Genomic DNA, 13,756 nt, shown 5'->3' with positions numbered 1-13,756 from the left:
CGCGGCGCAGGGGCTCGCCCTGCCAGTACACCTCGCCGCCGTCCGGGCGCGCCAGCCCGGTCAGCAGGCGCAGCAGGGTGGTTTTTCCGGCGCCGTTGCCGCCGGTGACCTGCACCCACTCCCCGGCGTCCACGGTGAACGACAGCCCGCGAAACAGCGTCCTCTCGTCCCGCTCGCAGTACAGATCTCTGGCTTCAAGCATTCCCACTCATCAACGTCCTGTCAGAAACCTGGTTTAACATCACGCATATCCGGCAGTTTATGCGCGATCCCTTTGTGGCAATCGATACAGGTCTGTCCATCTTTTACCGCCTGATCGTGCATTTTCGCCGCGACGCCTTTTTGCGCGGTCAGATCCATAAAGTCGAAATTGTGGCAGTTACGGCATTCCTGCGAGTTGTTGTCTTTCATGCGCCGCCACTCATTTTGTGCCATTGTCAGGCGATGAGCTTCAAATTTCTGCGGTGTATCTATCAGCCCAAATACCTTCGCGTACAGCTCTTTACTGGCTTTGATCTTACGGATCATCTTCGGCCCCCACTCATGCGGCACATGGCAGTCAGGACAGGTGGCGCGAACGCCGCTACGGTTGTTGTAGTGGACGGTTTCCATATACTCCTCATACACCGTGTTGCGCATTTCATGGCAGCTAATACAAAACTCTTCGGTGTTAGCCTTTTCCATTCCGGTATTGAAGCCGCCCCAGAAGATGATGCCGCCGATAAAACCGATTAACAGCAGCGTCCCCAACGCCAGGCGGCTGGGGCTGCGCCACCATCGCCAGACGCGCTTTATCCAGCCGGGTTTACGGTTAGAATTTTCCATAATGACCTCTTATTTCCCGTAACCTTGCGAGGGGGTAAAAGTATTGTCGATAATCGGCGCGGTATCAGACTGCGGTACGTGGCACTGCAGGCAGAAATAACGACGCGGCGCGACGTTGCCCGACACTTTACCGTCGCTGTCCATAAAGTGCGTCGGACTGATACGCGGCGCGCCCGTCGTACGATAACTTTCCACGCCGTGGCATTGCAGACAGCGGTTGGTATTGGTCGTCACCTGGTAGCCCTCGACGCTGTGCGGGATCATCGGCGGCTGGTTGACGTAATTTAGCGGCATACGCTCCTGCTCTTTCGGCATACGAATCGCCCCTTCCTGCGTCCCGGATACTTCCGGCGACTGGCTCAGATCCACTCCGTTTGCCGCCCAAACCGCACCACTTACCACCAGGGCAAGCGTGGCCATCCATTGACACAGCGCTTTCATCAGGTCATGGCTTTTCATTGTTTCGCTCCCGAACTCCATCGCATTTACACTTCATCCTTCGAGCTGCCTCTTTGTTGGCTGCGCTCCAAAATCCCAGTCACATCGTTATCTATGCTCCTAGAGATTTCCTCGCTTACCGCCGCGATGCATCCCGAATGATGTTGCGTATCGTTATTGTAAAAACATCCTCAGAACAGACATCCACGCAGCGACCGCAGGTCATGCAGTCGCGGTGAGTGACCTGCGCCGGGCTTTGCTCATCCAGCACCGGCGCACGTAGCACATGCGGTTCCGGGCAAACATGAAAACAATCCATACAGCGATTACATTTCTCACGTTTTTTGGCCGTCACGGTCACTACGCCTTTACTGCCCAGCACGCCATACAGCGCGCCCATCGGGCAAATATGGCCGCACCAACCGTGCTCAACGACTAATAAATCAAATAAAAACAAAGCAATAATCAGCAACGCGCCGCTACTAAATCCCATAATCAGACTACGACCTAACAGCGACACGGGATTAATCCATTCCCACAGCAGCGTGCCGGTCAACGCCGAACCGATTAACACCACCACCAGAAGGACGTACCGTATATGGCGTGGAATCGTCGCAGACTGGTTCAGGTCAAATTTCCTGCGCATCCAGTTAGCCAAATCGGTAACGGGGTTTAGCGGGCAAACCCAACTGCAAAATAGTCGCTTTCCCGCCAGCGCATACAGCACAGCGATAATCACTGCTCCCGTCAGCGCCACGGTAGCGGGAAGATGTCCACTGGCGAGACTTTCCAGGGTAATCAGCGGATCGGTCAACGGGAGGGTATCGAACAGCAAACTACTGCTGTAGTTGCCATGCAAAACCCAAAAGCCCAGCCACGGGCCGCTGAGAAACATCCCCAGCACCATAAACTGGCTGATACGGCGTAACACCAGCCAGCGGTGGCTACGCCACCAGCCTTTTTTCGCCCGCGCTTCTCGCCCGGCGTCGCGTTTACGATTTGCCATCTTTCCCCTCCAGCCAGCCGAAGCGGTAATGGTGTCCTAACTCCCCTTTCGCCAATGACAACGGCAACACTTTTATCGCTGGTTGCTCCAGTACGCAGACTTTTTCGCATTTGCCGCAGCCGGTACAGGCGTCGCTGTGTACGGTGGGCAGAAAGCGCGCATGTTTGCCGGTGCGCATGTTGCGATCCAGTTCCAGCGTGATGGCCTCATCGATTTTCGGGCATTCGCGGTAACAAACGTCGCAGCGCAGCCCCTGAAAGTTGAGGCAGTTTTCCTGATCCAGCAGCACCGCCAGCCCCATGCGCGAGTCATCAATGGAGGCGATATCTTTATTCAGCGCCCCGCTGGGGCAGACTTTGGCGCACGGAATGTCTTCACACATTTCGCAGGGGATGTCGCGAGCGACGAAATAGGGCGTACCTGCCGATAGCCCGGAGGCCAGCGTCGCCAGTTTTAGCGTGTCGTATGGACACGCCTGAACGCACTGCCCGCAGCGCACACAGGCGCTGGCGAAGACATTTTCATTCAGCGCGCCAGGCGGACGCAGCCGCACGCCCGTTGCGCGCGCGGTTTGCTGTTGCAAGCCCAGCGCCACGCCAACCGCCGCCAGCCCGCCCGCAGTGCGCACAACATCACGCAGAAAGCGGCGGCGGCCATTTTGGGGTTTCGCTGTACGGGACATAACGCGTTACACCTTCGCCAGCTTAACGGCGCACTTCTTGAAGTCCGTCTCTTTAGAGAGCGGGTCCGTTGCATCCAGCGTCAGGTTGTTCACTAGCTGAGCGGCATCGAAGAACGGCATATACACCAGTCCCTGCGGCGGACGGTTACGTCCACGCGTTTCGACAATCGAAATCACTTCGCCGCGGCGGGACGACACTTTAACCTTATCCCCACGACGCAGATCGCGCGCTTTCGCATCCAGCGGGTGAATAAAGACCACCGCTTCCGGGAAGGCGCGATGCAATTCAGGCACGCGGCGCGTCATACTGCCGGTATGCCAGTGTTCCAGCACGCGACCGGTGGAAAGCCACAGATCGTACTCGTTGTCCGGCGACTCCGCCGCAGGTTCAAATGGCAGCGCGAAGATCACCGCTTTGCCATCCGGTTTACCGTAGAATTTGTACCCTTCCCCCGCTTTTACATACGGGTCGTTGCCTTCGCTGTAACGCCATTGCGTCTCTTTGCCTTCGACGACCGGCCAGCGCAGACCGCGCGCGTTGTGGTAATCGTCGAACGGCGCCAGATCGTGACCGTGGCCACGTCCAAACCAGGCGTATTCTTCAAACAACCCTTTTTGCAGATAGAAGCCCAGCTCACGAGACTCATCGTTTAACTGATCCTCTTTCAGCTCGCTCAGCGGGAATTTGCTGACCGCAGGCGTGGCGAACAGAACGTCATACAGAGTTTTACCGCGCAGCTCCGGCTTCTGAGCCAACAACGCCTCCGGCCAGACCTCCTCGGTTTTAAAACGACGGGAGAACTGCACCAGTTGCCAGAGGTCGGATTTGGCTTCGCCCGGCGCTTTAATTTGCTGACGCCAGAACTGCGTGCGGCGTTCGGCGTTGCCGTAAGCACCTTCTTTCTCAACCCACATGGCGGTCGGCAGGATCAGATCCGCAGACAGCGCGCTCACCGTCGGGTAAGGATCGGAGACAATGATAAAGTTACGCGGATCGCGCCAGCCCGGCATTCGATCTTCATTGATGTTCGGCCCGGCCTGCATATTGTTATTACACATTACCCAGTAGACGTTCAGCTTGCCGTCTTTCAACGCGCGATCCTGCGCCACCGCATGTAAACCCACTTTTGCCGGGATAGTGCCAGCGGGGATCTGCCAGTGTTTTTCGCAGATATCACGGTGTTTTTCGTTCGTCACGACCATGTCTGCGGGCAGACGGTGTGAGAAGGTTCCCACTTCACGCGCCGTACCGCAGGCGGAAGGCTGGCCGGTCAGCGAGAAAGGACCGCAGCCAGGCTGGGAGATTTTTCCGGTCAGCAGATGGAGGTTGTAAACCAGGTTATTCGCCCACACGCCGCGGGTATGCTGGTTAAAACCCATCGTCCAGTAAGAGATCACGCGCTTATTCGGATCGGCGTAGAGCTGTGCCAACTGTTCCAGTTGATCTTTCGGCACGCCGGTCATTTCAGCGGTCTTGTCCAGCGTATATTCCGCCACGAAGGCTTTATACTCGTCGAAGCTCATCGGCTCGGAAGCGTCGGAGCCCGGATTCTTCGCCGCTTTTTCCAGCGGGTGCGTCGGGCGTAAGCCGTAGCCGATATCCGTCGCCCCTTTACGCAGGTTCACATGCTTTGTGAAGAAATCCTGATTTACCGCGTTGTTCTGAATAATGTAATTCGCGATATAGTTAAGGATCACCAGATCGCTTTGCGGGGTAAAGACAATACCGTTGTCCGCCAGCTCAAAGCTACGGTGCTGGAAGGTGGAGAGGACAGCGACTTTCACATTCGGGTCGGACAAACGGCGGTTAGTGATGCGCGACCATAAAATCGGGTGCATCTCCGCCATGTTGGAACCCCACAGCACAAACGCATCGGCCTGCTCAATATCGTCGTAGCAGCCCATCGGTTCATCCATGCCAAAGGTACGCATAAAGCCCACCACCGCCGAGGCCATGCAGTGACGCGCGTTCGGGTCAATGTTGTTAGAGCGGAAACCAGCCTTGAACAGTTTCGCGGCGGCATAGCCTTCCCAGATGGTCCATTGACCCGACCCAAACATGCCGATCGCTTCTGGTCCTTTCTCTTTCAGGGAGGTTTTAAACTTCTCCTCCATCACATCGAAGGCCTGTTCCCAGCTCACCGGCGTAAACTCGCCGTCTTTGTGATAGCTGCCGTCTTTCATGCGCAGCATCGGCTGCGTCAGACGATCTTTACCGTACATGATTTTGGGCAGGAAGTAGCCTTTAATGCAGTTCAGACCACGGTTGACCGGCGCATCGGGGTCGCCCTGGCAGGCGACCACACGGCCCTGCTGCGTTCCCACCAACACACCGCAACCCGTTCCGCAAAAACGGCACGGCGCTTTATCCCATTTGATGGCTTCCTGCTGCCCGACAACGGCGCGGGCGACGCCCGGCACGCTCAGACCGGCAGCCGCCGCAGCGGCCGCAACGGCGTTAGCTTTCATAAAGCTACGACGACTGAGTTTCATGGTGTTTCCTCACCTTGCTCATCCTGCTGGTGATAAACCAGCGACACCGCCAGTACGCCCTCGACATTGCGTACTGACTCAATTGTTTGCATCAGCGTTTCACTCTGATCTGCTTCCGCCACCACGATCAGTTGCCCGCTTTCAACGTCGCTTAACGCGACTTCGCAACCCGGCAACGTGTTCAACTGTGTGCCAATGGCGGCGATGTTCTGACTTTTGGCCTGCACGACCAGGCTACAGACCTGCCAGTTAGTGCGCATGGTGGTTCTCCGCTTTGATGGCTGACACGGGACAGATAGCCACACACGCCCCGCATCCGTGACAGGCCTGCGAGTCAAGCTGCGGCTGGTAAATGCCGGATAGCGTGGGACGAAAGGTAATGGCCATAGGTTCACAACTGTCCTGGCAGCGATGGCATTCAACCGATTGCCTGGCGAGGCAGTTTTCCGTGAGCGTAAAAACCAGATCCCAGGCCCTGGTGTGGCGCGGAAGAAAAAGCGATTCAGTACAGGCCTGCGCACAGGCATAACAAAAGCTGCACTCGCCCCGTTTGAAATCTACGCTCGGATATCCCCCCGCCCCTCGCTGCAGGATGTCGGCCTCACACGCCTGGATGCAGGCGTCGCAACGCAGACAATGTGCGAGAAAATAGGTTGTTTCTCTGGCCCACGGCGGAAGAATCCCATTGCTGGCGTTGCGCCAACTGCCGGTCAACATGCTTCGACGGGATAAATCAACCATGATATCGCCCTTCCATAACGACACGCTTCCATAGGGAGTGAATACCAATAAAAACCGTACAATTTATGAGTAGTTGTTTTTGTAAATAAGATATTTCAGGATGTGTAAGAGATGCATACCCCGATAGAGGTAAATGCTGTTGCCGGATCAAAAGAGTGCCAGGTAAAGACCCGTAAACGTGCTTTTTCTCACATTTCAATGAGTTATATAGATATTTATATAACGAAAACCACTAATAGCTGATAATTTCATTTACATTATCAATATCAGAATATTCCACTATATAAAAAGACGCTATTTTATTAATAATCTTGAAAATATGAGTAAATACAGATTAATAGATAATATGAATGTGTTAATCTGTTGTCAGTGAATACCGAAAACAGCAGAAAGGAAATACTGTGAACAATCAAATGAAGATGTTTGTCCCTGCCGTCGTCTTCGCCGCCCTCGCCAGCGCCTCTGCCTGGGCTAACAATGGCGATACCGCCCAGCCGCTGGAAAAAATCGCCCCCTATCCGCAGGCGGAAAAAGGAATGAAGCGGCAAGTGATAACCCTTACCCCTCAGCAGGATGAATCTACCCTCAAAGTGGAACTGTTGATTGGCCAAACGCTGAAGGTGGATTGTAACCAGCATCGCCTCGGCGGCACGCTGGAAACAAAAACGCTGGAAGGCTGGGGCTATGACTATTATGTCTTTGATAACGTCACCTCTCCGGTATCAACCATGATGGCCTGCCCTGACGGTAAGAAAGAGCAAAAATTCGTCACCGCCTGGCTGGGTGAAGACGGGATGCTGCGCTACAACAGCAAGCTGCCGATCGTGGTGTATACCCCGGCGAATGTGGACGTGAAATACCGCATCTGGAAAGCGGACGCTAACGTACAGAACGCCGTCACGCGATAACGTTACGCTGCCCGGTCACACTTACCGGGCATCTGAACACGCCGGCTCACGCAGCGCTCCGGGGTTCTTTTCAAAACACGTCTGGAAATCCGCTCGCCCGCCGCAAGAAATAACCCGATGCCTGGTGGCGACGCGTGGCATCTTATCAGGCCTACCCGCGTGCGGACGTAGGGCTGCCATCAGGCGGTTCATCCGGCCATTACGCAGTACGCGCAACCGCATCACGCGAGGCGGCGTCACGTTCGTCGCCGGTGAGTTCGGTTAGCTGTCCGTTACGCATTTCAAGCAGACGATCGGCGTGAATAAAATAGTGATCATCATGGCTAATGGCGAAAATGGTTTTGCCCATTTCCTGCATTAACGGCAACAGTACCTGATAAAACTCCCGGCGGAAATGCGGGTCCTGATCGGCGGCCCACTCATCCAGCAAAATAATATCGCGCTCTTCCGCCAGCGCCAGCAGCAGTGCAATGCGCTTTTTTTGCCCTTTCGACAGTTTAAGATTCAAGATGCGCCCGTCGTTTAGCTCCAGCTTGTGCGTCATTTTCAGGTGCTCAAGCCACTTTTCGACCAGCGCGGGATTGGCGGGTTTCCCCTGCGGCCCCAGCAGGCGGTCGAATAACCACACATCGGTGAACACCGCAGAAAACAGTTTGCGATAATCTTCCGGCTGCCCGGCGGCAATAGGTTGACCATCAAGTAAAATCGTTCCCGATTGCGGCTGGTATAAACCGGTCAATAACATGGCCAGCGTCGATTTCCCGCTACCGTTGCCGCCAATTAAAAACAGCAGTTCGCCGCGGTGAATCGTCAGGTTGATGGGCCCCACGGAAAACGCGTTATCCTGATAGTGGAAAACCACGTTGCGCAGCTCCAGCGTCTTCCAGTCGGGAAAGGCTTTCGGCTGTAGAAAATCAGGCTTATACGGGGCGAGCGCGAATTTATTCAGTTTATTAAACGCCACTTGGGCGGTCAGTAGGGTTGGCAACGCCCCCACCGCAGACAGCAGCGGCGTGCGCAGGAACAGCAACGTCAGTGAATAGGTCGCCGCGACGTTGGTATCCGCCCAGCCGAGACTATTCGCCATCCAGAAGACCAGGCCTATCGCTCCCAGCATCATGATATTCGACCAGTTGACGGCGCTCAGATGAAAAGTATCGGCACGGATAATGTGATGACGGTACTCTTTGGCGTCCGGGATATAGCATTGCTGAAAAATCTGCTCCGCACGCTCGCGGTTTAGCGTCAGCTCTTTGCGTCCTTCCAGCACCGTCTGATAGTCGTTGTACAGCTTATCTTCGGTCTCGCGCAGGGTCGCCATATGCTGGTAAACCCGCGCCACCAGCACAAATCCGCCCCAGATAGTGGCCGCCATCCAGATAGCCGTAACCAGCAGCATTTTTGTCGATAGCATCGCCAGATACGCCGCCGAGCCGACGGTGAGGATAATGCCCTGCACCAGCTCAGGCAGACGCACAAAGGCGATAGTAATATTGCGAATATCGCTGGTCAGACCGGCCAGTAAAGAGGCGCTGCCCAGTTGCTCAATGCGTTCAACGTGCGTATCCAGAATGCGCTTGATAAATTCGCTGCGCAGGCGGTAAACGAAATGGTGTCCCAGAGTGGTGAGCGCCAGTTGGGAACCTAATGTGACGACCATTAGCAACAGGAGCAGACCGAGAAATTCCGGCAGCACCATGACGTTGGTGTCCACCGTTTCAATCAGGCGCTGATTGATAAACGCGATCAGGCTAATCCCCAGCGCCGCGCTGGCGAGGCTCAGCGCCATCACGCTAATAAATGGCCAGCGGTACTGCCGCCAGACAAGAATAAGAAGTTCCATGCATACAACCCGGACCGATAATAACAGCCCGCAGTTTAACTAACTCCACCTGCACAGCAATAATAATTCTTATTTTTATTCTTTTTCAGCCGCCTGACGGAAGGTGAGATTGTAACGAAATTCACCGGTCATGGGATGAAAGCCCGCTTTAAGCGGCTGGATACCATGATAAAACAGCCGGGACTCGCCGCCCCAGACCACGATATCGCCATGCTCCAGTAAGATCCGCTGGAGCGGATCGCTGCGACGCAGGCCGCCAAACTGAAAAACCGCCGGCACCCCCAACGAAACTGAGACAATAGGCGCGCGCAGATCCGGCTCGTCTTTATCCTGATGCAGCGACAGTTTTGCGCCAGGCGCGTAGCGATTGATCAGGCAGGCGTCCGGTTGGAAGCTCGCATACCCTGCCGCGATTGCCGCCTGACGACATACGCTGGCAAACGATAACGGCAGCGCAGGCCAGGGTTTATCGGTCAACGGATCGCGCACGGCATAACAATAACCGTGAAGATCGGTGGTCCACCCTAACGCGCCGCAGTTGGTCATCGCCACCGACATGGTGTAGCCGCCCGGCGTCACCATCTGACGAAACGGTGACTGACTGGCGACAAACCCGATATCGTCTAATAGCGACTGCGCCACGCGAAACGCAAAGCGGCGCAACACCACCGCGCCAGGCGCCAGGGACTCTTGCCAGGGCGCTTCATCAGCAAACAGATCCAGCATTGCTACTCCTCTTTTTGTGCTTCTCGCTTTAATAGCTGCGCTTTTCGACGCACGCCCCAACGATAACCGGAGAGCGCGCCATCGCGACGCACGACCCGATGACACGGGATCACCATCGCCAGTTTGTTCGCGCCGCACGCGCTGGCGACCGCGCGTACTGCCGTGGGTTTGCCGATAGTCGCGGCAAGCTGTTGATAGCTTACGGTTTCGCCGCAGGGAATTGCGCATAACGCCTGCCAGACCTGCTGTTGAAACGCGGTTCCCTGGATATCCAGCGGCAACGAGAGCAGCACATCGCGTGTGTTGATAGCCGCGACAACCTGCCGCACCCGTTGCTGAAAAAGCGCGTCAGCAGGTTCGTGGCGGGCCGCCGGGAACAGGGTGTGTAATTCAGCCAGTAGCGCGTCGTCGCTATCACCGGGGAGAATCGCGCAAATCCCCCGCTCGCTCTCCGCCACCAGGCACCGTCCGTAAACCCAGTCCGTCAGCGCATAGCGAACGGAGACATTATCGCCGCCTTTGCGAAACTGTTTTGCCGTCATGCCCAGCGTCTGGTCGGCATGACGGTAGTAGCTACTGCTATCCGGGAAGCCGGCGCGATAAATAGCCGCCGTGATCGGCTCTCCTTTCGCCAACGCCTCACGCAGCCGCCGGGCGCGCCACGCCTGCTGCCACCCTTTCGGCGTCATACCGGTGCTCGCTTTAAACAAACGGTGCAGATGAAACGGGCTCATCGCCACCGCCTGCGCCAGAGACGCCAGCGTTACCGGCGTCTCCTGCTCAAGTAAACGGCAGGCGCAGGCAATCTTATCCAACCGCCGTTGCTGCGCGCGCGCATTATCCGGCTGACAGCGCTTGCAGGGGCGAAAACCGGCGTCCAGCGCCTGCTGCGCGTTGGCAAAAAAGCGAACATTTTTACGTAACGCCCGCTTCGAGCGACAAGAAGGGCGGCAAAAAACGCCGGTGGTTCGCACCGCAAAAACGAAACGCCCATCCACGCTGGCATCGCGCACCTGCACCCGCAGCCAGCATTCATCATCGGTAAGTAACGCTTTTTTCATCATAGACTCCTTCATTAAGCATAGTGCTTGCTTACATGCAGTGTGTCCGTAAATCCGCCCACAAAAACCCGTAATCTTGCGTTTTAATTCTTATCGCTCACCATGAACGTTTTGAACTGCGGCGACATCCAGGTTTTAAAGCCTTCACCTTCTTTCATGATCATAAAGACCGCCAGCCCTTCCCGCCGCACGACCTCTTGCGCCTTTTGCGTACCAAGCACCATCAGGCCGGTGTCCCAGCCGTCCGCTTCCAGCGCCGTTGGCGCGATGACCGTAACCGATACCAGATTGTGTTCAATGGGGCGCCCCGTTTGCGGATCGATAACGTGCGAGATACGCTTGCCATCCAGCTCATAATAGTTGCGGTAGCTGCCGGAGGTGCTGATGCCATGCCCGTTGATATCCACAATCGCCTGCACCGCGTTTTCCCGGTCGGTCGGCTTCTGAATCGCGACGCGCCACGGCAGCCCCTGCGCATTCATCCCGCGGCTGCTTAATGCGCCCCCCACCGAGACCAGATAACGCGCAATGCCCTCCTGCTCCATCAGTCGCGCCAGATGATCCGCCGCATAACCCTCCCCGACCGTGGAGAGATCAACATAAAGATCCGGCAGATCTTTTTGCAAAAACTGATGTCCAGCCCTGTCGATAACCTGCAAATGTTGTAGGCCTGTTTTCGCTTTTGCCGCATCGATTTGTGCTGGCGTTGGGATATGCAGCGGCTGCCGATCCGGCCCAAACCCCCACAGATTGACCAGCGGGCCCACGGTGATATCCATCGCGCCATCCGTCTTCGCGCCAATACGCAGCGCCGAGGTCACGATATCCGCCATGGCTTCGCTGACCGGCCAGGGCGCAAGACTGCGTGAATGGTTAAAACGCATCAGCGCGGAGTCATTTTTATAGGTAGAAAGCAACCAATCATCAGCATCAAGCTGAGTCTGGATTTTAGTCTGTAGCTCTGCGGCGCGTTTCGCATCGATGCCAACCACGCTCACCCGCCAGATAGTCCCCATCGTCTTACCTTCCAGCACCTGAGCGGCAGGTGACGCTGTTGTCGTTTCGGGAGCCTCATCGCAGCCCATAAGTAAAAAAGCCGCCGCCAGACACACGGCCCGGCAAAAAGTCATTTTCATCGCTGTTTATCCTCATTCGAATGGACGCAAGCGTATATCAAAACGTCGTATTTGTACGCCGGAATAAGGCATGAAAAAAGGGCCCGCAGGCCCTTTAGCAACATCTTTTGCTGATTAGAACTGGTAAACCAGACCCAGCGCTACGATGTCGTCGGTGTTGATGCCCGCATCGCGGGTAAAGTCGTTTTTATCCAGCAGGTTGATTTTGTAATCAACATAGGTGGACATGTTTTTGTTGAAGTAGTAAGTCGCGCCGACATCAACGTATTTTACGATGTCCTGGTCGCCATAGCTGGCGCCGTAGCCGTTGCTGATGTCCTTACCTTTAGACTGCAGGTAAGCCACAGACGGACGCAGACCAAAGTCGAACTGGTACTGAGCAACCACTTCAAAGTTCTGCGCTTTGTTGGCAAAACCGTAAGAGGTGGACGGGTTGCTACCGTTAGAGGTACCAAAACGGGTTGCATTATAGGTCTGAGAATACTGCGCTGCCAGATAGATGTTGTTCGCATCGTATTTCAGGCCACCGGTGTAAACCGTGGCGCGATCGCCGTTACCATACAGGCGAGCGTTAGCGGTGTTGTTCTGATCGGCAGTACGTTTAGACGTGGTGATAGCGCCACCGACAGAGAAGCCTTCGCCGATTGCATAAGTCAGCGATCCGCCGTAACCGTCACCGTTCTGGTTCAGCAGGCTGCGACCGTTGGTGTTTTCACCGCTCACGCTGCCGTTTTTGCCCTGATACTGCAACGCGAAGTCCAGGCCATCCACCAGGCCGAAGAAGTCGGTGTTACGGTAGGTAGCATAGCCGTTACCACGCTGCTGCATAAAGTTGTCAGCGCCGTAGGTGTCGCCGCCGAACTCCGGCAGAACGTCGGTCCAGGAGGTCACGTCATAGGTTACGCCGTAGTTACGACCATAATCGAAGGAACCTGCATCAGCGAATTTCAGACCCGCAAACGCCACACGCGTCCAGGAGTCGTTGCTGCCTTCAGTCTGGTTGCCCTGAATCTGATATTCCCACTGGCCATAACCGGTCAGCTGATCGTTAACCTGCGTTTCGCCTTTGAAGCCGATACGCATGTAGGTCTGGTCGCCGTCGCTGCCTTTGTCGTCAGAGAAGTAGTGCAGGCCATCAACTTTACCAAACAGGTCTAATTTGTTGCCGTCTTTATTATAAATTTCAGCCGCATTCGCTGCGCCTGCCACCAGCAGAGCTGGTACCAGGAGGGACAGTACTTTAACTTTCATGTTATTAACCCTCTGTTATATGCCTTTATTGCTTTTTTATGCCACTGCTTACTGGTTAACCCTCATTAACCAGTCGGCAAGTCCATTCTCCGCAAAAATACAGAATAATCCAACACGAATATGATACTAAAACTTTTAAGATGTTACAGTTATCTACATAGATGTTTCAAAATATGAATTTTACGGAACTTTTTTAAAGCAAAAATCAAGTAAAAATAAGCACAAATAGACAAAATATATTCACGAGACTTTTAAAATCAATGGGTTAAATTGATGAAATTCATAGCACTGAATGATAAAACAGAATCTTCATTCGCAACTAAAATAGTGACCGCTATCATCATTAACTTTATTTATTACCGTCATTCACTTCTGAATGTCTGTTTACCCCTATTTCAACCGGATGCTTCGCATTCGGTTTTTTTTACCCTTTTTCAGACACACCCGGCTGATTTATGCTACCTGCCTAAAACTATCACGGTTATTCACTACACTCCCCTGCTCGACCGTTCGTAAGACATTAGCAAATAATTTCTTGATATTTAGTGCTAAACATTTATAAGTAGTCTTTATATTTGTACCGTTCTGCGAAGGTTGTACGCTTTTCCCGTCCCGCCGACGGAGCGCGTGTTAAGTTGCCCGGCAT

General features: G+C 54.7%; 14 protein-coding genes. 1 reads left to right on the top strand and 13 read right to left on the bottom strand.

The window, feature by feature from the left end:
- The 8 genes from J4728_RS09780 to napF form a co-directional block, all read right to left on the bottom strand.
- Nucleotides 1–202, bottom strand: a 202-nt coding sequence (locus J4728_RS09780; protein ID WP_116560564.1) for an ATP-binding cassette domain-containing protein, incomplete at its 3' end; no start/stop codon positions are given.
- Between the two features lie 20 nt (nucleotides 203–222).
- Nucleotides 223–825: a cytochrome c-type protein NapC gene (gene napC, locus J4728_RS09775; RefSeq protein WP_000431778.1), complete on the bottom strand. Its 603-nt coding sequence runs from the start codon at nucleotides 823–825 to the stop codon at nucleotides 223–225.
- A 9-nt stretch (nucleotides 826–834) separates the two neighbouring features.
- Nucleotides 835–1,284, bottom strand: coding sequence for a nitrate reductase cytochrome c-type subunit (gene napB, locus J4728_RS09770; protein ID WP_000835182.1), 450 nt, complete (start codon nucleotides 1,282–1,284; stop codon nucleotides 835–837).
- A gap of 115 nt (nucleotides 1,285–1,399) precedes the next feature.
- Nucleotides 1,400–2,269: a quinol dehydrogenase ferredoxin subunit NapH gene (gene napH / locus J4728_RS09765; RefSeq protein WP_000013529.1), complete on the bottom strand. Its 870-nt coding sequence runs from the start codon at nucleotides 2,267–2,269 to the stop codon at nucleotides 1,400–1,402.
- A complete protein-coding gene (gene napG, locus J4728_RS09760) occupies nucleotides 2,256–2,951 on the bottom strand; it encodes a ferredoxin-type protein NapG (RefSeq protein ID WP_000091679.1) in 696 nt (231 codons plus the stop codon). The genes napH and napG overlap by 14 nt, the downstream gene beginning before the upstream one ends.
- 6 nt (nucleotides 2,952–2,957) lie before the next feature.
- On the bottom strand, nucleotides 2,958–5,444 hold the full coding sequence (napA, locus tag J4728_RS09755) for a nitrate reductase catalytic subunit NapA (protein WP_000778097.1): 2,487 nt from the start codon (nucleotides 5,442–5,444) through the stop codon (nucleotides 2,958–2,960).
- Entirely contained in the window at nucleotides 5,441–5,704 is a 264-nt protein-coding gene (napD, locus tag J4728_RS09750; protein WP_001260058.1) for a chaperone NapD, read from the bottom strand. Before napD ends, napA begins: the two co-directional genes overlap by 4 nt.
- Nucleotides 5,694–6,185: a ferredoxin-type protein NapF gene (gene napF, locus J4728_RS09745; RefSeq protein ID WP_070793703.1), complete on the bottom strand. Its 492-nt coding sequence runs from the start codon at nucleotides 6,183–6,185 to the stop codon at nucleotides 5,694–5,696. The genes napD and napF overlap by 11 nt, the downstream gene beginning before the upstream one ends.
- A gap of 413 nt (nucleotides 6,186–6,598) precedes the next feature.
- On the opposite strand from napF, the gene eco reads away from it, so the two are divergent.
- The gene (eco, locus tag J4728_RS09740; RefSeq protein WP_023234333.1) at nucleotides 6,599–7,093 is read left to right on the top strand and encodes a serine protease inhibitor ecotin; all 495 of its coding nucleotides are present in this window, start codon (nucleotides 6,599–6,601) and stop codon (nucleotides 7,091–7,093) included.
- A gap of 199 nt (nucleotides 7,094–7,292) precedes the next feature.
- Here eco and J4728_RS09735 read toward each other — a convergent pair whose 3' ends face one another.
- From J4728_RS09735 to J4728_RS09715, 5 genes are all read right to left on the bottom strand, one after another.
- Entirely contained in the window at nucleotides 7,293–8,936 is a 1,644-nt protein-coding gene (locus tag J4728_RS09735) for a multidrug ABC transporter permease/ATP-binding protein (protein ID WP_208211678.1), read from the bottom strand.
- Between the two features lie 75 nt (nucleotides 8,937–9,011).
- Nucleotides 9,012–9,662 (bottom strand): DNA oxidative demethylase AlkB, encoded by a 651-nt coding sequence (gene alkB / locus J4728_RS09730; RefSeq protein WP_208211676.1) that lies wholly within the window; start codon nucleotides 9,660–9,662, stop codon nucleotides 9,012–9,014.
- Nucleotides 9,663–9,664: 2 nt separating this feature from the next.
- A complete protein-coding gene (ada, locus tag J4728_RS09725; protein WP_208211674.1) occupies nucleotides 9,665–10,726 on the bottom strand; it encodes a bifunctional DNA-binding transcriptional regulator/O6-methylguanine-DNA methyltransferase Ada in 1,062 nt (353 codons plus the stop codon).
- Between the two features lie 80 nt (nucleotides 10,727–10,806).
- Nucleotides 10,807–11,859 (bottom strand): FAD:protein FMN transferase ApbE, encoded by a 1,053-nt coding sequence (gene apbE, locus J4728_RS09720; protein WP_208211672.1) that lies wholly within the window; start codon nucleotides 11,857–11,859, stop codon nucleotides 10,807–10,809.
- 114 nt (nucleotides 11,860–11,973) lie between these two features.
- On the bottom strand, nucleotides 11,974–13,110 hold the full coding sequence (locus J4728_RS09715; protein ID WP_000865526.1) for a porin OmpC: 1,137 nt from the start codon (nucleotides 13,108–13,110) through the stop codon (nucleotides 11,974–11,976).
- Nucleotides 13,111–13,756: the final 646 nt, after the last annotated feature.

Origin of the sequence: Salmonella sp. 32070601201500089SM (assembly GCF_017573605.1) — a bacterium.
Lineage (GTDB): Bacteria > Pseudomonadota > Gammaproteobacteria > Enterobacterales > Enterobacteriaceae > Salmonella > Salmonella enterica.
Note: the sequence above shows the minus strand (reverse complement) of the source record. Positions and strands in the feature narration are given on the sequence as shown.